21 protein-coding genes and 1 tRNA gene are annotated in these 20504 nt (G+C 44.2%); 12 read left to right on the forward strand and 10 right to left on the reverse strand.

Going from position 1 to position 20504, the window contains the following annotated elements:
• Entirely contained in the window at positions 1-2466 is a 2466-nt protein-coding gene (locus tag MAHAU_RS00185; protein ID WP_013779694.1) for a CoA-disulfide reductase, read from the reverse strand.
• Positions 2467-2781: 315 nt separating this feature from the next.
• On the opposite strand from MAHAU_RS00185, the gene MAHAU_RS00190 reads away from it, so the two are divergent.
• From MAHAU_RS00190 to MAHAU_RS00235, 11 genes are all read left to right on the forward strand, one after another.
• Complete coding sequence (locus tag MAHAU_RS00190; protein ID WP_013779695.1) at positions 2782-3882, forward strand: sodium ion-translocating decarboxylase subunit beta; 1101 nt, start codon at positions 2782-2784, stop codon at positions 3880-3882.
• A gap of 12 nt (positions 3883-3894) precedes the next feature.
• Complete coding sequence (locus tag MAHAU_RS15255) at positions 3895-4014, forward strand: OadG family protein (protein ID WP_013779696.1); 120 nt, start codon at positions 3895-3897, stop codon at positions 4012-4014.
• A 307-nt stretch (positions 4015-4321) separates the two neighbouring features.
• Positions 4322-5587: a four-carbon acid sugar kinase family protein gene (locus MAHAU_RS00195; RefSeq protein ID WP_013779697.1), complete on the forward strand. Its 1266-nt coding sequence runs from the start codon at positions 4322-4324 to the stop codon at positions 5585-5587.
• Positions 5580-6578, forward strand: coding sequence for a 4-hydroxythreonine-4-phosphate dehydrogenase PdxA (gene pdxA, locus MAHAU_RS00200; protein WP_013779698.1), 999 nt, complete (start codon positions 5580-5582; stop codon positions 6576-6578). Before MAHAU_RS00195 ends, pdxA begins: the two co-directional genes overlap by 8 nt.
• Before the next feature lie 55 nt (positions 6579-6633).
• A complete protein-coding gene (locus MAHAU_RS00205) occupies positions 6634-7806 on the forward strand; it encodes an iron-containing alcohol dehydrogenase (RefSeq protein ID WP_013779699.1) in 1173 nt (390 codons plus the stop codon).
• Positions 7807-7980: 174 nt separating this feature from the next.
• The gene (locus tag MAHAU_RS00210; RefSeq protein ID WP_013779700.1) at positions 7981-9033 is read left to right on the forward strand and encodes an L-threonylcarbamoyladenylate synthase; all 1053 of its coding nucleotides are present in this window, start codon (positions 7981-7983) and stop codon (positions 9031-9033) included.
• A 9-nt stretch (positions 9034-9042) separates the two neighbouring features.
• On the forward strand, positions 9043-9510 hold the full coding sequence (locus tag MAHAU_RS00215; protein WP_013779701.1) for a low molecular weight protein arginine phosphatase: 468 nt from the start codon (positions 9043-9045) through the stop codon (positions 9508-9510).
• 122 nt (positions 9511-9632) lie between these two features.
• Positions 9633-9708 (forward strand) — tRNA-Ala (locus tag MAHAU_RS00220).
• A gap of 76 nt (positions 9709-9784) precedes the next feature.
• Positions 9785-11761 (forward strand): methyl-accepting chemotaxis protein, encoded by a 1977-nt coding sequence (locus MAHAU_RS00225; protein WP_013779702.1) that lies wholly within the window; start codon positions 9785-9787, stop codon positions 11759-11761.
• A 9-nt stretch (positions 11762-11770) separates the two neighbouring features.
• A complete protein-coding gene (locus MAHAU_RS00230) occupies positions 11771-12664 on the forward strand; it encodes an MBL fold metallo-hydrolase (RefSeq protein ID WP_013779703.1) in 894 nt (297 codons plus the stop codon).
• A gap of 1 nt (position 12665) precedes the next feature.
• A complete protein-coding gene (locus MAHAU_RS00235) occupies positions 12666-13310 on the forward strand; it encodes a sugar transferase (RefSeq protein WP_041643713.1) in 645 nt (214 codons plus the stop codon).
• Between the two features lie 443 nt (positions 13311-13753).
• On the opposite strand, the gene MAHAU_RS00240 is transcribed toward MAHAU_RS00235, so the two are convergent.
• On the reverse strand, positions 13754-13969 hold the full coding sequence (locus MAHAU_RS00240) for a LexA family protein (protein WP_013779705.1): 216 nt from the start codon (positions 13967-13969) through the stop codon (positions 13754-13756).
• A gap of 123 nt (positions 13970-14092) precedes the next feature.
• On the opposite strand from MAHAU_RS00240, the gene MAHAU_RS00245 reads away from it, so the two are divergent.
• Positions 14093-14947: a hypothetical protein gene (locus MAHAU_RS00245; RefSeq protein WP_013779706.1), complete on the forward strand. Its 855-nt coding sequence runs from the start codon at positions 14093-14095 to the stop codon at positions 14945-14947.
• 67 nt (positions 14948-15014) lie between these two features.
• Here MAHAU_RS00245 and MAHAU_RS00250 read toward each other — a convergent pair whose 3' ends face one another.
• The 8 genes from MAHAU_RS00250 to MAHAU_RS00280 are packed head-to-tail and all read right to left on the reverse strand — an operon-like array spanning position 15015 to position 20503.
• Positions 15015-15794, reverse strand: coding sequence for a hypothetical protein (locus MAHAU_RS00250; protein ID WP_013779707.1), 780 nt, complete (start codon positions 15792-15794; stop codon positions 15015-15017).
• 11 nt (positions 15795-15805) lie between these two features.
• A complete protein-coding gene (locus tag MAHAU_RS15640) occupies positions 15806-15970 on the reverse strand; it encodes a hypothetical protein (RefSeq protein ID WP_013779708.1) in 165 nt (54 codons plus the stop codon).
• Between the two features lie 21 nt (positions 15971-15991).
• Positions 15992-16246: a hypothetical protein gene (locus tag MAHAU_RS00255; RefSeq protein WP_013779709.1), complete on the reverse strand. Its 255-nt coding sequence runs from the start codon at positions 16244-16246 to the stop codon at positions 15992-15994.
• Positions 16247-16306: 60 nt separating this feature from the next.
• The gene (locus tag MAHAU_RS00260; RefSeq protein ID WP_013779710.1) at positions 16307-17005 is read right to left on the reverse strand and encodes an N-acetylmuramoyl-L-alanine amidase; all 699 of its coding nucleotides are present in this window, start codon (positions 17003-17005) and stop codon (positions 16307-16309) included.
• A gap of 17 nt (positions 17006-17022) precedes the next feature.
• A complete protein-coding gene (locus tag MAHAU_RS00265; RefSeq protein WP_013779711.1) occupies positions 17023-17268 on the reverse strand; it encodes a hypothetical protein in 246 nt (81 codons plus the stop codon).
• 16 nt (positions 17269-17284) lie between these two features.
• On the reverse strand, positions 17285-19735 hold the full coding sequence (locus MAHAU_RS00270; RefSeq protein WP_013779712.1) for a glycosyl hydrolase family 18 protein: 2451 nt from the start codon (positions 19733-19735) through the stop codon (positions 17285-17287).
• Positions 19729-20319: a phage tail family protein gene (locus tag MAHAU_RS00275; RefSeq protein WP_013779713.1), complete on the reverse strand. Its 591-nt coding sequence runs from the start codon at positions 20317-20319 to the stop codon at positions 19729-19731. Before MAHAU_RS00275 ends, MAHAU_RS00270 begins: the two co-directional genes overlap by 7 nt.
• Entirely contained in the window at positions 20312-20503 is a 192-nt protein-coding gene (locus MAHAU_RS00280) for a hypothetical protein (protein ID WP_013779714.1), read from the reverse strand. Before MAHAU_RS00280 ends, MAHAU_RS00275 begins: the two co-directional genes overlap by 8 nt.
• Position 20504 lies beyond the last annotated feature (1 nt).

Genomic DNA, 20504 nt, shown 5'->3' on the forward strand with positions numbered 1-20504 from the left:
CTATATGAACAGCGATGCATCGGACTGCTCAGCTGCTCCGATAAATGATGCCACGCCCCCTATCTCCACACCATCTATAAGTTCTTCCTTCTTTATGCCCATTATATCCATGGACATATTGCAGGCTACTATCCTAACGCCATTCTTTATAGCCTGCTGGATCAATTCCTCGAGCGAGAAGATGTTTTTTTCCTTCATAAGATGCCGTATAAGTTTAGGTCCTATGCCAAGCATATTCATGCGCGATAACGGCAGTTTCATGGAACCTCTTGGCATCATAGCACCGAACATCTTGCTCAGAAAATCCTTGTGTACCGGCACTTTTTCAGGTTTGCGCAGTATATTGAGTCCCCAGAAAGTGAAGAACATCGTTACCTTGCGCCCCATGGCCGCGGCGCCGTTGGCGATGATGAATGAGGCTATAGCCTTGTCTAAATCGCCGCTGAATACTATCATGGCTTTGTCATGGCTTTGAGGCTCGGCCTGCTGCTCTTCTGGGAGAACGCCACTTTTTTGAATGCGGGCTACCAATGTGCGCCCCTGCCATCCTATATCCAGCAGTTTGTGGCCCGTGCGCTGACACCATACCTTTATATCGCCTTCAAATCCCGGATCGCTGGCCTTTATTTGCAATACATCGCCGGGTTTCATGCCCTGCATGGCATTATATACCTGCATTATGGGGCCGGGGCATTGCAAGCCGCAGGCATCGACCTCTATGGTATTGCCTGACGGTTTTTCATCTTGTGGGGGAATGGGTGCCTCAACGCGGCTAGAGCTGAAAGCGTCGTCATAGCGGAATATGCCTTCGTTGCTCTGACGTCCGGTTGCTATCTCGTATGTCCTGTACCCGCCGCTTAAGTTTTTGACATTGGCAAATCCATGCTGCTTCAATATCCTGCAGGCCAGGTACCCGCGCAGGCCCACCTGACAAAATACCAGTATTTCCTTATCTTTGGGTATTTCATCTAATCTGCCTCGCAGGTCATCCAGCGGTATATTTATAGCGCCGGCTATCGTGCCCATATTGTATTCCAAGGGAGTGCGTACGTCTATGAGCACTGTTTTATCATTATCACGCTTATCTACCTCATCCCAGTGGAATACATCGCAATCACCTTTCAATATATTGGCCGCCACAAATCCAGCCATGTTTACAGGGTCCTTGGCAGATGAATATGGGGGTGCGTAGGCTAGTTCCAGTTTCTCCAAATCATATACTGTCATGCCCGCGCGTATAGCTGTGGCTATGACGTCAATGCGTTTATCCACACCTTCATAACCTACTGCCTGTGCACCCAATATCCTGCCATCGTCAGGTGAGAATATAAGTTTTATGGATATAGGCAATGCATCCGGATAATAACTGGCATGAGAGTTGGGATGAATTATCGATTTCTGATATTTTATGCCGCTGCGCCCAAGTTGGCGTTCATTGTTGCCGGTTGCTGCCACCGTCATATCGAACACCTTGGCTATGGATGTGCCTTGAGTGCCTTCATATATGCTCGATCTGCCCGCTATGTTGTCGGCTGCTATACGGCCTTGTTTGTTGGCCGGCCCCGCTAGTGGTATTACGGCGTTCTGGCCGCTTATAAAGTCTTTAACCTCCACGGCATCACCTACGGCGTATATATTGGGATCAGAGGTACGCATATATTGATCTACTTTTATGCCGCCGCGCGCTCCTATAGCCAGGCCGGCATCTTTAGCCAACTTTATATCGGGTTTGACACCTATGCCCATTACTACCATATCGGTATCTATGCTCTTGCCGCTATTTAATACGACGGCTAGATGATCGTTCACGGGCTGTATGGCGTTCACACCGTCTTTGAGATAAAGCTCGACGTTTTTACTATGCAGGTGATTGTGTACTATGGCTGCCATCTCATAATCTATCTGCCCCATGATATGATCTGCCAGCTCCACTATGGTGACATTTATACCGCGGGCATGCAGGTTTTCAGCCACCTCAATGCCTATAAAGCCTCCACCCACCACTACGGCCCGGCGAGGCTTATGCTGATCTATATAGTCCTTTATCCTGTAGGTATCCGGTATATTTCTCAAGGTAAATACTCTGCTGTCGTCAACACCTGGTATATCGGGCTTTATAGGTTCAGCGCCAGGGGAGAGTATGAGCTTATCATAGGTTTCGCTGTATTCTTCATTATTCGTTAAATCCCTGACAATTACCTCTTTTTTATCCGGTACTATGCTGATTACCTCGCTTTTTGTCCTCACGTCTATATTGAAGCGCCTGGACATATCTTCAGGGGTTTGTACCAGCAATTTATCTTTTTCCTTTATTACGCCGCCTATATAGTATGGCAAACCGCAATTGGCGAATGATATATATTCGCCTTTTTCAAAAAGTATTATTTCGGCGTTCTCGTCAAGACGCCTCAATCTGGCTGCAGCCGATGCACCACCGGCCACCCCTCCTACTATGATAACCTTCATTTATGATACCCTCCGTATCGTTATATTTGTATATTACAATAATACAATATGGCGATCAGATTGTCAAATATTTATCGATATTAAATGCCGCTTTATGCAAACCGCAGAATTTTTTTATTGCATTGCCTGGTGCTTTGCAATATAATAATAGACGACATTATAAAGGGGAGTAATTCACCACAAAAGTGGTTTTGCCGATCGTCATCACGATATAGCTCTATATCCGGTCGGCAATGGAAAGAATGAGACCTTTATCCGCAAGGATAGGGGTCTTTTTTGATCCCTATAATTCTAAAAATCTTTTTGGAGGATTATATGGAACAACTGTTACAAGGATTAATGGCTATGACATGGGGCAACGTCGTAATGATACTCGTAGGTGGCCTTCTTATATACCTTGCTATAAGGCGCGAGTATGAGCCTATGCTGCTTTTGCCGATAGGCTTTGGTGCTATACTGGCCAATATACCGTTGTCGTCGGCGCTCGGACCGGAAGGATTTCTGTCGATTTTGTACGATGCCGGCATAAAGACGGAATTATTCCCGATACTTATATTCATAGCTGTGGGGGCCATGATAGACTTCGGCCCACTGCTGGAACAGCCCGTTATGATGTTTTTTGGAGCAGCGGCGCAGTTCGGCGTATTCGCCACCATAGTCGTGGCGGCGCTCCTGGGATTTCCCATAAAAGAAGCGGCTTCTATAGGGATAATAGGAGCAGCTGATGGTCCCACATCAATATATGTCGCGACGAAATTTGCGGAGAGGCTTGTTGGGCCAATAACAGTGGCAGCCTATTCTTATATGTCGCTGGTACCCATTATACAGCCGCCGGTTATAAGAGCGTTGACCAGCAAGGAGGAACGCTGCATACATATGGAGCCTTCTGCCGTGCCGATATCCAAAACGGTAAAGATTATATTTCCTATAGCGCTCACGCTTATAGCGGGTATAATAGCGCCGATGAGCGTGGGTTTGGTAGGTTCGCTTATGTTCGGAAACCTCATAAGGGAGTGCGGCGTATTGGACAGGTTGTCAAAAGCTGCTCAAAATGAACTGAGCAACCTAGTCACCCTGCTGCTTGGCATTACCATAGGTTCTACCATGACGGCGGATAAATTCCTGACGCCTGAAACGCTGATGATAATAGGTTTGGGGCTTGCGGCTTTCATATTCGATACGGCAGGCGGCGTTATATTTGCCAAGATACTCAATCTGTTCTTAAAGAAAAAAATAAACCCGATGGTAGGGGCAGCTGGTATATCGGCTTTCCCAATGTCGGCCAGGGTTATACAGCGCATGGCACAAAAGGAGGACCCAGGCAATTTTATACTTATGCAGGCTGTCGGTGCCAACGTGGCCGGTCAGATAGGTTCTATCATAGCCGGCGCTATGGTGCTGGCGCTGGTACCATGACGGAAGGGGTGTATGAATATGGTAACTGAAGCATTGCGCGTAGCTGCGCTGGGCATGGTGGGCGTGTTCGCCGTTATAACTATCGTTTACGGCGTGATAAAGCTTATGGTCAAGATATCGCAAAAGCAATAAGACTCAATCCACGCCCCCGCACGAGGGGGGATATTGGACCTCAAAAATCCTTATTTATCGATGCTATTAAGCAGTTTTGCGCGTACCGGAATATTTATGTGTATTTATGGTACGCGCAATTATAAAATGATGATTCTTTCTTGCTCATACCTCGGTTTTTACTTTCGGAATGAGCGTAATACATCGCCTTCCCCTTTCTAAAGATAAATTTACCATATCAATAATATCATATTAACGTTTCATAACGGTAGCATTTTGAAAACAATGTGGTAAAATATATTTATAAAACGAAAAGGATGTTCTTTGTATGGCTAAAATAGCTGTAATAGCCGATGATTTAACTGGTGCAAATGCTACCGGTATACTGCTCAAAGGCAAGGGATTTACTGCAGCCACTGTCATGGATACAGAGGCTTTGGACGGATATGCGCCTCGATATGACGTGTTGTCTGCAACTACCAACAGCCGCAGCATGTCGGCTGAGAGGGCATATAAAAGTGTAAAATGCTTGATAGAGCAATTCAAAGCCATTGAGGGGATAAAACTTTTCTGCAAGCGCATAGATACCACATTGCGCGGCAATATAGGCGCTGAAATAGATGCTGCTTTGGATGCGTTAGGTCATCGATATACTGCCGTAGTGGTGCCGGCATATCCGTTATCCGGTAGGGTATGCGCTGGTGGCTATGTGCTTGTGGATAATATGCCCCTCCAGCAGACCGATGTGGCTAGTGATCCAAAAACGCCGGTGAGTTCATCCAAGGTCGCCGATATAATATCTAAACAAAGCAGGCGTATGGTCGTAAATATAGGGCTGGATCAAGTGATGGCCGGGCAAGAGTGCCTGTGTGACGCGATAAATAATATTGGCGCCGGTGGCATAGTGGTAATAGATGCTACGATGCAAAATCATATAGACGTCATAGCAAATGCATGTTGCCAAAGCGTATTGCCCATAATGCCAGTGGACCCCGGGCCATTTTCGGCAGCTATGGCAGCGGCTCTATGTAAAGAAGAAGGAAAAGCCACGCATATGTTGTTAATTGTGGGCAGTGTATCTGAGCTTACCAGAAGGCAGGTTGATACCGCCAGTCGCAATCTCGCAATTCCTTGGATAGCTATAGACGTGCCGCTATTATTGAGTCCGAACAGGGATGCGGAGATGCAGCGTGTTTTTGTGGAGGTGGGACGAGCTTTTCGGCGCCACCCTATAGTCGGCATAGCTACCGCAATGCAGGCTGCACAAATCGTGCGGGTCGAGGATATGCAAGCTGCATCAGCTGTTATAAATAAAGCACTGGCGGATATAACGTTGAGCCTATTAAATGATGATAGGCTTAGCATAAAAGCTTTGTATACGAGCGGAGGCGATGTGACAGCCGCGATATGTGCCGCTGTCGGCGCGGATAGTATAGAATTAAAAGGCGAGGCATTGCCTCTGGCGACATACGGAAGGTTGATAGGCGGTGAATTTGCCGGCTTACCACTGATTACAAAGGGTGGACTGGTAGGCGGCGATGATGCCATTATAAAATGTATAGAATATCTAAGAAAGGTGGCAGATGATGGATAAACCTATAATAGCGGTAACCGCAGGCGATCCGGCGGGTATAGGCCCGGAGATAGCCATAAAAGCCTTAAATCAAGAGGATATATATGAAATATGCAGGCCTGTGCTTATATGCAGCCATGACGTAGTGGATAACATCATGCACATATGCGGCATAAATGCTGATATACATGATATATATTCTCCTGAACAAGGGGTGTATAAACACGGCATTATAGACCTTATAAATACAGGTGATGTAAAAGCTTCGGATATTGAGATGGGTAAAATATCCGCGCTGTCAGGCATGGCTGGCAGCCGGTATATAGAAAAAGCTGTAGAACTAGCCATAAGTAAGAAAGTGGGCGCGATCGCTACCGGTCCCATAAATAAAGAAGCATGGAAGCTGGCCGGCGTGCCATATATAGGGCATACCGAGATGCTGGGCGGAATGACCGGAGTGGCCGACCCTTTGACAATGTTTCAGGTAAAAGAACTGCGGGTATTCTTTCTAACACGCCATGTATCACTTAAAAAGGCCTGCAGCATGATAACTTATGATCGCGTATATGGCTATATAAAACGTTGTGACAAAGCATTGCGACAGTTAGGCATAGAGCAACCCCGCCAGGCGGTAGCCGGCCTAAATCCGCATGCCGGTGAGCATGGGCTTTTTGGTGATGAGGAAAGCGCTATTATAGAGCCCGCAATAAAAGGCGCGAAGGCAGAAGGCTTTGAAGTATACGGTCCGTTGCCGGCCGATTCGGTATTTATGTTGGCGCTGCACGGCTCCTATGATGCTGTATTATCTATGTATCACGATCAAGGGCATATAGCCGCTAAGATGGTGGATTTTGAACGTACGGTAGCCCTTACGCTGGGCTTGCCATTTTTGCGTACATCGGTGGATCACGGTACCGCTTTTGATATAGCTGGCAAAGGTATTGCGAGCGCCGTAAGCATGGCGGAGGCTATACGCGTAGCGGCGCGTTATGCGCGTATGTATAGCGCTTGAGTCTCTATTGTGGTATAATAAACTTAAAGATTAAAGAGGAAGGGTGAGTGTACATATGGATAATTTTGAATTTTTAAGCCCTACCAAAATCATTTTCGGCAAGGGTACGGAAAACCAAGTAGGTCAAGAGATAAAGAAATGCGGGGCAAAGAAAGTATTATTTCATTACGGCGGTGGCAGCATAAAACGCTCGGGCTTGTATGATAAAATAGTAGCTTCATTGAAAGAGACCGGCATTGACTTTATAGAATTAGGCGGTGTACAGCCCAATCCAAGGGTAAGCCTAGTACGTGAGGGTATAAAACTCTGCCGGGATAATGGTATAGACTTTATATTGGCTGTGGGCGGCGGCAGCGTTATAGATTCGTCCAAAGCTATAGGCGTGGGCGTGCCATATAGCGGCGATGTGTGGGATTTTTATGCCGGCAAAGCTGAACCTAAGGAAACGCTGTCCGTGGGCGTTGTGCTGACCATACCGGCGGCAGGCAGTGAGGCTAGCAAGAGCTCTGTTTTAACAAATGAGGACGGATGGTATAAAAGGGGACTTAACGTAGAGATTATAAGGCCTAAATTTGCTATAATGAATCCGGAGCTTACCTTTACTCTCCCGCCTTATCAGACCGTATGCGGAGCGTCCGATATAATGGCGCATATAATGGAGCGGTATTTTACTCATACGCCGCATGTAGATTTGACCGACAGACTGTGCGAAGGCACGCTTAAGACCGTTATAAGAAATGTACCTATAGTGCTAGAACAGCCTGATAATTACGATGCGCGCGCTGAAATAATGTGGGCAAGTACCATAGCGCACAATGACCTTCTGAGCACCGGTCGCGTTGGCGATTGGGCATCGCATGGTATAGAACACGAGCTTAGCGGCATATACGATGTACCTCACGGTGCCGGTTTGGCCGTAGTATTTCCGGCCTGGATGAAGTATGTATATAAAGAAGGCGTGGATAAATTCGTGCAGTTCGCGGTGCGTGTGTGGAACGTAGATATGGATTTCGAAGATCCCGAGCGTACGGCGCTGGCAGGGATAGACAGGCTTAAAGCATTCTATAAGAGCGTTGGTTTGCCAACGTCATTAAAAGAGCTGAATATACCGGATGACAGACTGGAAGAGATGGCCGATAAATGTACGGCTGGCGATACTCAGACTACCGGTAATTTTAAAAAGCTTGGCAAACAGGATGTATTGAATATATTAAAGATGATGTTATAGTCATAGATCTCGCGGGAGGCTTGTAAAAGCCATGCTATGACCCGCCTAAGTGCCACGAGCACTACAATTATGATATTCCGGTGCGCAGCCCATGGTGTTAGCCATGGGCTGTTGTGCCTGCAGTGCTGAGTGAGCTAGATTGCAAAATGCTCGTCTATGGCGTATAATCATCTTATGAAAACAACAGTAATAGACATTGATCCTGAAAATATAAATGAAGATGCTATAAGGAAAGCCGCCATATTAATAAGAAAAGGCGAAGTAGTAGCGTTTCCGACCGAGACGGTGTATGGCTTGGGCGCTAATGCCCTGGATGCTTCTGCAGTACATCGTATATTCGAAGCAAAAGGCCGGCCGTCGGATAATCCGCTCATAGTCCATATATGCGATATATCGATGTTGGAAGAAGTGGTGGAACATGTACCATCCAAAGCGCTTTTGCTTATGGAGCGATTCTGGCCAGGGCCACTCACTATCATTATGAAAAAACATAAGAAGATACCTTATGAAGTTACTGCTGGCTTGGATACGGTAGGTGTGCGCATGCCCGATCATCCCATAGCCTTAGCGCTTATAAGGAGTGCGGGCGTGCCTATAGCAGCACCCAGCGCCAATATATCCGGCCGTCCTAGCCCCACAAAGCCCGAACACGTTATAGCTGATATGCAAGGACGTATAGCAGCTATAATAGCCGGAGGTACATGCAAGGTAGGGGTGGAGTCCACTGTTTTAGATTTAAGTGGGAATAATCCTGTGCTATACAGACCGGGTGGTATAACATTAGAAATGCTAGAGGAAGTCATAGGTAAGGTGGATACTGCATCGGGCATATTAAAGCCTGTATTTGCTGAAGGGGCAGTACCATCGCCTGGCATGAAATACAAACATTATTCTCCCAAAGCCAAGGTTATAATAGTGGACGGACCCATTGACAGGGTTATTGCGAGGATAAAGAAGGAAGCTGACGCATATAGGCAAAAGGGCTACAATGTGGGCATAATGGCCACTGAACAAACCAAGGCCATGTATAGCGAATATATGGTCATAGCGGTCGGTGATAGAGAAAAGCCGGAAACCATAGCTGCAGCGTTATTCGATACATTGCGCTTGTTTGACAAGGCCAAGGCAGATGTAGTGCTGGCTGAAGCAGTGGATGCGAATGGCGTTGGATTGGCCATAATGAACCGCATGGTAAGGGCGGCAGGTTTTGACATAATACATGCATAAGGAGTATGTATGATAAGTTCTATATTATTCGTATGCAGCGGAAATACGTGCCGCAGCCCTATGGCACAGGCTATAGCTGAGACCATGTTTAGAAAGGCTGACAGCGGTTTGGAAGCTATAAAGGTGATGTCGGCAGGCATCGCCGCCGTGAATGGACAACCGGCTTCAGCCAACGCGATAGAGGTCATGCGCGAGATGGGTATGGATATAAGCCGTCATAGAAGTCGTATGTTGAGCGGTGAATTGGTGGAACAAGCCGATCTCATACTCACCATGACATTACAACATAAACGTTATGTATTGATGATGTTTCCAGAATCATACGACAAGGTCTTTACGCTTAAGGAATATGCGGATTGCGGTAGTAGTGACATACCAGACCCCTTTGGCGGTTCTTTGGAAGATTATAGAGAGTGTGCAAATGAGATACAGCAAGCGTTATTTAGGTTGGTGCAGAAATTAAAACAGGGTCAATAGCGCTATGAGGCGAACTATTTGCGATGTATTCATTTTTCTCCTTGCTTACAATCTTCCTGTAGATGGCAGATTAAAAAATATTTTGACACAAATGCAGTCTTATGCTATTATAAGTATGCAATGGGGATATAGCTCAGTTGGGAGAGTGCCTGGATCGCACCCAGGAGGTCAGGGGTTCGAATCCCCTTATCTCCACCACTTAAAGTCGGAGATCAATTGATCTTCGGCTTTTTTCAAATGTATGAAAGCTTTATGACGGAGGCAAAAATGTAATATGCGTAAATTATCCTTAAAGAATAAAATAACGGCGCTGTTTTTGGTTGCGGCTATTATACCTCTTATAGTGGTTTCTGTATTTCAGATCATCAATTTTCGGGATGCCCAGACGAAAAATATACAAGCTCAGGAAATGTCTCTGGCTAAAACTCATGCTGATAATATAGATAGATGGTTCAGCGATCATCTATCCGATATCCATATGCTGATAAAAAGAAATCCTGTATTGCAAAATGGCAATATAGAGCAAATAAAGCCCGTCTTAAGACAGGCTATGGACAGCGATGCTTCGGCTGAAAATTACATATTCGTTGATAAAAATGGTAAAGGCATCGATGATAAAAGCGGTATTTTGGACATATCTGACCGCGAGTATTTTAAACAGGCAAAAACTACTTTAAAGCCGACTATAAGCGAGGTATTGCAGAGTAAGATTACTGGTAACAACATAGTGGTTATAGCAGTACCGGTAGTGGTAAATAACGGCTTTCAAGGCTTATTGGCCGCTACAATAAAGATAGATGCGATACTGGAGCTTATGAATGACATATGGGTAGCGGATTCGGGATATGGCTATCTGCTCTCACCATATGGTACTTTTATAACTCATATCGATGAAGAGTATATAGGCAAAACGCTGGAAAGCGTCATGGAGTCTAAAGAGGCACAGATTTTTAAGGACTCCGTGCTGGCTAATGACAGCGGTTATATGGAGTATAGTAGTAGCTCTGTAGATAAGATGGCTGCATATAGTATCGTTCCCAATACGGGGTGGCGAGTAGTGGTAACCGCTCCTGTAAATGAGGTATACAGCGATGTAAACCGTTCATTACGTACATCGGCTATACTTATAGCAGTTTGTGTAGTTGCGGTTGTTGTGCTGTCGATTTTGCTTTCCTCCTCCATAGTGCGGCCTATATTGGCCATATCTGCTGTAATGCGGAAAGCGGCAGCCGGTTATCTGAATGAAAGATTAAGTATAAAGTCTGGAGACGAGATAGGCGCTTTGGCTGAAGATATTAATCATATGCTCCAAACGCTAAGGGATATCGTGATTAACATCAAAGACAAATCAGCTCGTATAGACGACTCGGCTGTGGGATTATCGGCCACTTCTCAACAAATAGCAGCATCGTCCCAAGCTGTGGCTCAGGCTATGCAGGATACTTCCCAGGGGGTATCTCAGCAGGCTAAGGATTTGGCTGATATATCATCGGTTGTAAAGGCATTGGAGCAAGCTTTGAATAACGTATACGAGTCATTAAATATTATAAAAGGAAATACCAATGCTACCGATGAGCTTTCCAAACAAGGTGCCCGACAATTGGATAAGCTGATAGGTTCTATAAATGACATAAGGGAGTCATATAAAGATGTTGCAGGAAATGTGCAGGAGCTAGACCAAAATATAAACGGTGTAAATGAAATAACGTCCACCATAGCCAATATTGCAAATCAAACTAAAATGCTTTCGTTGAACGCTGCTATAGAAGCATCTCGTACCGGTGAAAATGGAAGGGGGTTTTCCGTCGTGGCGGCCGAGATAAGGGCGTTGGCGGAACGGTCAAAACAATTTACGGAAAATATATCCCGTACTATAGCTATGATATTGGAAAATACTTCTAACGTAGTGAAGACTACCGGAGAAATGGAAAATAAACTGACATCACAAATGGAGCTGGTGGAAGGGACTATAGCTGCATTCCAAGATATAATGAACTCTATAAACAATATGGTACCTCATATAAAATCGACGTATGAACAGGCAGACGATATGATAAAGCATAAAGATATCGTTGCTGAACGCATAGGGTCCATATCTGCCGTAGCTGAGGAAACATCAGCGTCGACTGAAGAAATAGCAGCCTCTATGGAGCAAATGACCGGGTCTACGCAAGAAATAGCCGCAACGGCTTCTGCTTTGCAAGGAACTGCCGAGCAACTGGTGGAACAAGTCAGCAATTTCACCGTGTGAGAGGACATTATGAGATTAAAACATATAGGGGGCAGGACGTATTATATAGACGATGATACCAACTGCAACATAGGCTTATATGTGTTAAATGATAGCCAATGCATCTTGATCGATGCAGGTTATGAGCAAGAGGCTCAAGCATTGCTGGACTATCTGCATGCCAATGGGTTAGCTCCGGTAGTCATTATAAATACACATGGCCATGTGGACCATGCTGGGGCTGATGAATTCATTAAGGAGCGCAGCGAGGCAACTATATATGCCCCCTCAGGTGAAAGCTGGGTAATAGAGAAACCCGAATTGGAGATGATAGGACTAACGGGGACGCCGTCGTTCGGCGCGCTTAACGATGCCTTTTTGCGAGGCAGGCACTGTCATACTGATGTAACGCTGCAGCCGGGGGTAGTTACTATATATTCGGTTCAATTAAACGCTTTATCATTGTCGGGCCACAGTATAGACCATATGGGCATAGCGACGCCCGACAACGTGTTATTCTGCGGCGATGCTGTATATACGCATGAATTCATAAAAAAATATAAATTGCCTTATATAAGCGATGTAGCTGCTACGTTGAGTACTTTGGAATACCTTAAGGATATGACATATGCGTATTATGTACCTTCCCACGGCACAGTGCTGCGCGATATAAGATCTGCTGTGGAGGAAAACGTAAAACTATTAAAAGATGTTTTAGGGTATATAGTTGAGAACCTTGACGAGCCTGTAACACGTGAAGAATTGTGTATTAATATAATGGAGCATTATCATGTATGGATGAGCATGCCCCAGCATTTTCTGATGATGTCGTATACTTCGGCATTATTGCGCTACCTTTATGAAGGAGGTATTATAGAACCTGTTATCGAGAACTATTCATTGAAATGGAAGGCGAGGGTGTAAAATAAGTAATAAGGGTAATCGCGGTATATATAGAAGGTATATAAAGAGGTGGCTGGATTTTATATTGTCATTATGTGCTATTATAATCTTATCACCGCTGTTGCTGGTTATAGCTTTGCTCGTAAGGATTTATCTAGGTAGGCCGGTGATATTTAAGCAGAAGAGACCTGGCCTTAATGAGAGGATATTCACATTATATAAATTCCGGACTATGACCGACGATAAGGATGAAAACGGTCATTTATTGCCTGATGAAGTCCGATTGACCAAATTCGGGAAATTTTTGCGTTCTACCAGCATTGACGAGCTACCCGAGTTATTTAATATTTTAAAAGGGGATATGTCTATAGTTGGTCCAAGGCCGTTGCTGGTGCAGTATCTGCCGCTTTACGACGCACATCAAAGGCGTCGTCACGAAGTCAGGCCTGGTTTGACGGGCTTAGCCCAAGTTAGCGGCAGGAACGCTATCAGTTGGGAGGATAGATTTAATCTTGATGTACAGTACGTGGATAATGTTAGCTTTATAAATGATTGGAAGATTATATTTTTAACCGTCAAAAAAGTTTTTGCGCGGGAAGGCATAAGTTCAGGCACATCTGCCACCATGGAGCCTTTTGAGGGCACGGCAAAAAGTGAGGATCAATAGTATTTGTCCGCAATAATGCCCCGAAACCGCAGTATAAATAACAAAGGCCGGAATGTTAATTTTCCGGCCTTTTATGGTGCGCCCGAGACGAATCGAACGTCCGGCACGCGGTTTAGGAAACCTATAACGATATTTTATTCTTTATCAGCCGTTTATGCTTAGTCCGTATAAACACCGAAAAATAGACATTTATAAGTTTCGCTTTGTTAATATTTATCGTATTTTTATACCGCTTTTCGTTTGCTACGTTAGCAAAATGTTTGCACGGCGTCCTAACCAAATAAATCTGGTATATTTATTATATTAAAGTCCCTCCTGCTGACAATCGCAATTCATATAAATACCTTATTTAATTATAGACTTTATCATATAAAAATCAACCACTACATATAGTTGCAAAATTAGTACACAACACAAAATATATTAATTTTTTACTTATCTCATTATTTTGCCCCAGTCAATACCTCAATTGCTCTCGGGCTGCCATGTATCCTGCGAATCGCTCCTGCTTTCTCTAATCTACATATATATCCGTATACAGTTGCCACCGACTTCAGCCCAACCATATCTCCAATTTCATGCAATGACGGCGCAAATCCATGTTCAGCTTGATACTTAACTATAGCATCAAGTACCTGTTGTTGTTTCTTCGTTAGCATTATAACCACCTCAGATATATTATATACGAACATGTGTTTGCGCGCAAGAAAAATTTCAAAATGCAACCTTATTTTGATGAAAATATGGTATAATAAAAGTAGAAGTAACGGAGGTGAGTAAATATGCGTAAAGCAGTTATATTCAACAAAACTTTATTAATTGCAATTTTAGCTGTTTTCGCTGTTAGCATATTAATAGGTTATGGAACTGGCATCGGTAGTTCAAAAGCAGATGATGAAAAAAATATACCTAATCAAATATATATAACGCCTGATAAGAATGCTGTTGAATCGAATCCAACAGTACCTTATTACCAAAAATATTTTTCTGAATTAGACAAATACGAAAGCAATCCTTGGGCATTAAGCGAACTTCAAATAGTCGGACTTATGTATGACATGAGTTATGTATTGCCTGATATGCCCGACGCGTTGGTAAAATCATTGGTAGATAAGCTGACAGATTTAATTGAACGTTCCAGCGCCTTTACTTCGGGTGAAAGCATAGATGCATGTGCAGGGCAAAAAGAGATTCTTTCTGTGCTCGCTCGCTGGGAGAATAAAGATCTCTCACAAATGTACAACGACCGTAGTTTTTTACTTAACGGTATAGCTTCTTCAACGCTGCAAGAATATGGAGTAGGAAAAGAATCTGCAGACAACCAGACAAGCACTAAAACAATATCACAATCCGCACAAGACTGTTCAACCATTATAAGCGCTATTTATGCTTTTCTTGGCGTAGATGGTAACATGGATTATAAAGAGTTTAAGAACTTGATACAACTCAAAAAGGAGTCTGTAGATGCTTCTGTCGGTTATTCGCTAGAACTTAATGACATCATCGAGATTTTAGATAAATATGGAAAAAGCGGATGTGATAAAAAATATAAAGACTCCGTAACTTCTCCTCTTTTAGAAATAGCGCAAAGATTACAATTCCTCATTGATTATCCTCCCGGGTTTTATAAACAGTAAGAAAAGAAAAAAGCGCAGCTATAAATCCTTATCTCATAGCTGCGCTTTCGCTTTATAATCTATTATTCTATACGGGCCCTCCAGTTGGCATTGTTGCAACATTATATTCAGCCCACGTCATATCCGCTCGATAATTGGTATCATTATCGAAAAAGAAAACATTACTACCGAAATACATCGTCCCGTAATTCGTCAAACTATACGCTCTTATGCGTATATGGTCATGAAGGGTAGCACCAGTCGCTGGCGGATAGCTATACGTAAACCATACCCAGTTATTTCTATTCAAATACCGGATATGATTTCCGTTAGCATCTTTCAACGATTTATTATTATACAATACTCTAGCACCATAATAGGTCAACCCATTATTTACTCTTCGCATGAAGTTTTGAGTATTTCCGTTTATCGTTTCCGCATATATCCAATCAATAAACAACATACTTCTATTCGGCAGATAAGTCTGCCCAAAGTCTGCAACAAAACAATTCCCAGCATTTACGCACGTACAATACGAAGCGTGCTGCGCATGCCTATGCGCTCCGGTTATACAATACCCATTCATAAGATGATTAATCGCCCATCTCGTTTTTAACAAACCTAAATCAAAATATCCTTCAATCTTATTTGTCGAACGCCAGTAATGTATATCCGGGTCGTTAGCCTCCAATGCACAATCTTCTTCCAGCGTCGGATTTGTCGCTGCACCGGTAGCCCAGAATAAATATCCGGGTTTTAACTTTCCGCTTACATTACTATCGTCATCATAAACAATACGACTCGTATGCAAGTTTTGATATCCGCTACTAGGCCAGTAAACCCACATTTGATGATTATAGCTACCCATTATCAACCCTCCTATCCGATATTATCGTCACCATAGATTAACTTTCGAAGTTCACTAGGCAATTCTTTTGGATCTCTTTGTTCCGGCAGTAACAACTCCTCCGGTTGCCCTTCTGCTATCTGATTTTTGTTAACACTAATTGGTTCTTCAAACGGCTTTTCCTTAAACTCAAACATACTAACTTCCTCGCTCTCTTATTATTCACTTTTAACCATCTTTACAGCCTGCTTCCCCGCATCAAACAACCCACAAGCCGTCAGCCCAGCCCCTATACCGAGCAATACCTTCATAGGTACTTCTGCATCTACAACAAAAAAGCTCCCGATAACACCGAGAGCCATTGCTATAAATGGTATATGCTTGGCAGGAACTCCTACAGCTTTTATTGCCTCACTAATGCCCACTATAATGGGTATAAGCAGGGTATCCAGTACATCAAATCCAAAGCCCATACTATCACCTCCTTTTATGGCATAAAAATAAGCTGTCCCGATGTTTCAACGGAAACAGCTTTATTTTTCTTCTGTTAGTATCCATGCCGCAAACCCGGCCTTTTTAAGACGTTCGACCTGGGCCTCTGCATTAGCCCTGTCGCTGAAACTCCCTGCTACTACCCTGTACAGACGGCCACCACTTTCAATAGGCTTATCTGGCTGTTCAGGCTTAGGTTTAAGCTGTTGTTTCGGCTTATATGTTATGCCGAAGTAGTCACAGATGCCATGCAGTATAGCTTCTGCTATCATCTCTCTATTATCCATAATCCACTTTGCATCATCTATATTGTCGTGAAAAGACGTTTCAATGATAACAGCAGGAGCTTTTGTCTCTCGTGTTTCTTTAAGCTGCTGATTTTCTCTAATATTCCTGTCAGCCGCAGGCGTTAGTGGCTCAAGGTATTTGTATATACACTTAGCCAATTTCTCTGCATTATATCCCTTTTTATATACCCAAATTTCACATCCTCTGGCTCTGCCGTTAGCAGCGTTGGAGTGTATAGCAATGTGTATATCTGGTTCCCACGCATTGCTATCGGCTATAACCTGAGCTAGCGTCATTTCTGGCCGGTTACGTTTTATTAAGAACCCGTGTTCCTGTAGTCTTGATACCAATATATCAGCTATAAGGTTCATCTGATATTCCTCTGTGCCATAATTCCCAGCTCCAACGTTATGCTCCTGCGTGCTCGGACTAACATATACTTTATATGCCATTTTTTCACCTCATCTCATCATCTCAGAATAAAATTCAAAGCTGTGAATAGTAGGCCCATGCCAGCTATAGCTACTGGCACTATCCACATCAGCGTGTTTATCTTACCGGATGTGTCCTCAACTTTTTGGCGCAGGCCATTATAATCCCTAATAATTGCCCTCGTTTCGGCCATCTCTTGCCTCAGTTTATACATTTCGCTCTCGATGTTTTGGAACATCTCATACAGTTCCTTGTTGTTGTACCACTCCTGATTATCGCCCATTATGTCATTCCTTCCTTCATATCATTGACGGCAGGTATTTGTATACGGCCGGATCCTGCTGGCCTAATGCCCATACGCCTATGCCCTGCAAACCCCATTCAAACTCTGCTCTGTCCATCCAATACTGGTACTGGTTGACGTCTGAATAATAGGCTATGCTGGCCCCGTCGGCATCGCACAGATAAAGCCTGCTTACCCATATGCCTATGTCATCGGCTTTTACTATTACCGTTAAATCTCTATCAGCGTTAAAAATATCGGAGTGCAGATAGTCCCAATCCATTGATATTGTTTCGCTGCGCGTGTTAGCCTCTTCTGTTCCTGCCGGCACTCGTATATAGCCCCAAACAGAATTCCAATCAACGCCCGTTCTCACAATTCTACCCAATTGCTGCGTGCCTGCCGGTGTGGTAACCGTCACCGCCTCCTGAGGATACATCCAATATGCATCCCCTGATGCAAATAATGTACAGTCTATTGAAGCATTAGTAGTATATAACCCTATACGATTACTACCGCTTGCTGACGCTGTTATAACTAAACTACTGTTTAACCATACCTTACACTCGCTGCCTCTGACTCTGACACGCAGGGTATTGCTCCCACTAGTATTTGCAGTCGCAGTCGCTACCTGTGATCCATTTGCGTATAAGACCACCTTCCCGTTTTGCAAACCCACTTTGTTGTTGCCGAATATGATGCCGGCCTCTTGGCCTGTAAATGAAAACGTGGCCCATACAGCCATATCTCCAAACGAACCGTAATCAAGCATACATTGAGATGTCGCTACAGAAGTCTGTTTCAAGTGACTTGCAAGCCCAGCCCTACCTTGTACTATCCATGTTCCGCCAGACGTGGTATAGTAATTATTGAATAAAGCACTATTCCATTCTTCATATTCCGCGGGCGCATATGACCTAAAATCATCATTCCATATAGAGGCATACTCCGGTGCTCTGCGTAATACCTCCAGCGTGAGCCTATAACCATCAGCCGCTTGAACTTCTTGTCCATTTACGTCAATATATGTCTGCGGCGTGAGTGTCCATTCAGCTTGCCCAGCATCCATTGTAAACGTAAATGACTGGCATATATTGAATCCATAGAACTGCACTCCATATGCGGTACTCCCGCCTTCAAAGCGTATTATGTGACTGCCTGCCGAAAGTGAAACAGTCGCCAATTTCGCCCAATGCGCACTTCTAGCCAACGGATACCATTGATTAGGCTGTGAAACGCTATAACTCGAGCCATCTATTGATATGGTTATATAATCTTTGTCAAACCATGGATAATTTATCCTAATAGCTATATCGTACGTTCCGCTTGATGATATGCTGACATTATATTCAGCCCAGCCTTCATCCTCATATTCTTCAGAACCTTCCTCAAGCGGCCTCGGCTGACGTGAAGATACATACCCAGCTCCTTGCGTTAATGCTCCACCATGATTGTCATACATATCGCCAGCTCTACTTGCCACACTCCCAACAAACGACGGTGTTTGCGTTTTGCGGTATGCTGTCATGAAAGTCTTACCGCCATAATCGCCCTGAACAAACGGACTTATGGTATTTTTTCTATCTTCAGCTATCTGCATATCATATATATGAAGCAACATATACGGACACATATTATCTTCATCCCACAGAGCAGCCCATGGAATAAGAGGTTGTGGCGGCCTATCGTCAGTATGGTTGTAATGTCCAAGCATCCATTCTACTGCTGCTGTATATAACCACGAAGTACCTCTATACCCAGTAGTCGGATGGTCTATCTGCCATCTATAACCATAACCCGGCAGACCCATATATATTTTTGCGGATGGGATAACCGTCACAGCGTAATTATACACGTCTTCTAGCCATCCTCTTGGCGAAATCGGTCCCGGTGCACTCCCGGCCCAAGCATAGCCATAGCTCATGATGGTGCAGCTGTCGAATATTTGCCCAAGTTGCTGATAATCGCACCAATATTCACCACCTAATGATTGCCCTGGTCCAGTTAACCCAGGCAAATCTGCATGAAACAACTTGCCTCTTGCGTGAACCGTATTTGCTATGCGTTGAAACAATGCTACTGCTTTAGAAGTATTAGCCGAGCTGCCGCCCCGCTCTAGGTCTATGTCAATACCCGTTGCAAACGGATATTGGTTTATGAGCCTCTGTATCTCTGATATAAATGTGTCCTGAGCACCTCCTGCGTTATCCAGCAAATCCTGAAACGCCGCTTCATAGCCGTCATTTCTCACACACAGATACCACTTGATGTGCGGCCATTTGTTGACTATCTCCATCTCGGCGCCCGGTATGCTCCCGGTTATGGTCCCGTCGGTGTGCGTACCATTGATATAGTTGACGTGGAAATCGAATAACGACACCATATAAAACTTGTCGCCGTAATCGTTTAATTCCTGATACATTCTCGATGACTTAGAATAGGTCCATGACATATAATGCCTCACCATGTCACACCTTCCTTCACATCCCATTCGGTAATGCGGAACACAAACCGCGCGGCATCTCTCTCATTCATGGTCACCCGGTATCTGGCATCACCTGCCGGGCATGTCATCTGTGCTCCTACATATTCAGCCGAATTAGCAGGTTGACCGTTTTTTAATACTATATGGCTGGCTGCGTTCACTTCTACTTCATCTCCGCGTGCCAGCGTTCCTGTGTACTTGAATGTCCTAGTTTCATAGTAGGACGATAAGGTAAAGAAACCCGTCGTATTCTTCTGTATCGACGCCTCCCAATCCAAACCCGTTGTAGCTGAACCTCTATTCGGTATCAGAACTATAGCCGAACCTCTGACAAGCGCGTTGAAATGTTTCGGCGGCTCTATTACTCCATTTGTTCTGCGGCGTTCAAGCATATCCTGTGAGGCAGGTACCCATCCAGTCAATAATTTCCCGTCTTGTACTTGAATATCCGTTGTTTTAACAACGCCTTCAAAATCTCTAGCCACAAGTTTGACGATAAGTCTACTTATTCTTTTTACAGCACTCTTTTCAATGCGTCCTAAATAACGCATATATCTATTAGCCATTGTCGAACGACCACCTTATTTCGGACGGATGACCTACCCATGTCGTGGCTATGCTTCCGCCCTGCAGCATAATATCTGTTACTTTTACAACACCAGTGCAATCTCGGGTTGTCAGTTTAACAGTTATTTTTTGAACACGACTTATACCCTGTTCCGGTCTAAACGTCTTTGCGAACTTTTGCATT

Origin of the sequence: Mahella australiensis 50-1 BON, from assembly GCF_000213255.1 — a bacterium.
In the GTDB taxonomy this organism is placed as follows: Bacteria; Bacillota; Clostridia; order Mahellales; family Mahellaceae; genus Mahella; species Mahella australiensis.

What these genes read in the sequence shown, in the direction of transcription:
- MAHAU_RS00215 (WP_013779701.1), top strand. Translation starts at nt 9,043, where the DNA reads ATGATAAGTTCTATATTATTCGTATGCAGCGGAAATACGTGCCGCAGC.
- MAHAU_RS00230 (WP_013779703.1), top strand. Translation starts at nt 11,771, where the DNA reads ATGAGATTAAAACATATAGGGGGCAGGACGTATTATATAGACGATGAT.
- MAHAU_RS00185 (WP_013779694.1), bottom strand. Translation starts at nt 2,466, where the DNA reads ATGAAGGTTATCATAGTAGGAGGGGTGGCCGGTGGTGCATCGGCTGCA.
- MAHAU_RS00225 (WP_013779702.1), top strand. Translation starts at nt 9,785, where the DNA reads ATGCGTAAATTATCCTTAAAGAATAAAATAACGGCGCTGTTTTTGGTT.
- MAHAU_RS00245 (WP_013779706.1), top strand. Translation starts at nt 14,093, where the DNA reads ATGCGTAAAGCAGTTATATTCAACAAAACTTTATTAATTGCAATTTTA.
- MAHAU_RS00210 (WP_013779700.1), top strand. Translation starts at nt 7,981, where the DNA reads ATGAAAACAACAGTAATAGACATTGATCCTGAAAATATAAATGAAGAT.
- MAHAU_RS00275 (WP_013779713.1), bottom strand. Translation starts at nt 20,319, where the DNA reads ATGGCTAATAGATATATGCGTTATTTAGGACGCATTGAAAAGAGTGCT.
- MAHAU_RS15255 (WP_013779696.1), top strand. Translation starts at nt 3,895, where the DNA reads ATGAATATGGTAACTGAAGCATTGCGCGTAGCTGCGCTGGGCATGGTG.
- MAHAU_RS00190 (WP_013779695.1), top strand. Translation starts at nt 2,782, where the DNA reads ATGGAACAACTGTTACAAGGATTAATGGCTATGACATGGGGCAACGTC.
- MAHAU_RS00195 (WP_013779697.1), top strand. Translation starts at nt 4,322, where the DNA reads ATGGCTAAAATAGCTGTAATAGCCGATGATTTAACTGGTGCAAATGCT.
- MAHAU_RS00240 (WP_013779705.1), bottom strand. Translation starts at nt 13,969, where the DNA reads ATGCTAACGAAGAAACAACAACAGGTACTTGATGCTATAGTTAAGTAT.
- MAHAU_RS00250 (WP_013779707.1), bottom strand. Translation starts at nt 15,794, where the DNA reads ATGGGTAGCTATAATCATCAAATGTGGGTTTACTGGCCTAGTAGCGGA.
- MAHAU_RS00260 (WP_013779710.1), bottom strand. Translation starts at nt 17,005, where the DNA reads ATGGCATATAAAGTATATGTTAGTCCGAGCACGCAGGAGCATAACGTT.
- MAHAU_RS00265 (WP_013779711.1), bottom strand. Translation starts at nt 17,268, where the DNA reads ATGGGCGATAATCAGGAGTGGTACAACAACAAGGAACTGTATGAGATG.
- MAHAU_RS00280 (WP_013779714.1), bottom strand. Translation starts at nt 20,503, where the DNA reads ATGCAAAAGTTCGCAAAGACGTTTAGACCGGAACAGGGTATAAGTCGT.
- pdxA (WP_013779698.1), top strand. Translation starts at nt 5,580, where the DNA reads ATGGATAAACCTATAATAGCGGTAACCGCAGGCGATCCGGCGGGTATA.
- MAHAU_RS00255 (WP_013779709.1), bottom strand. Translation starts at nt 16,246, where the DNA reads ATGGGCTTTGGATTTGATGTACTGGATACCCTGCTTATACCCATTATA.
- MAHAU_RS15640 (WP_013779708.1), bottom strand. Translation starts at nt 15,970, where the DNA reads ATGTTTGAGTTTAAGGAAAAGCCGTTTGAAGAACCAATTAGTGTTAAC.
- MAHAU_RS00270 (WP_013779712.1), bottom strand. Translation starts at nt 19,735, where the DNA reads ATGGTGAGGCATTATATGTCATGGACCTATTCTAAGTCATCGAGAATG.
- MAHAU_RS00205 (WP_013779699.1), top strand. Translation starts at nt 6,634, where the DNA reads ATGGATAATTTTGAATTTTTAAGCCCTACCAAAATCATTTTCGGCAAG.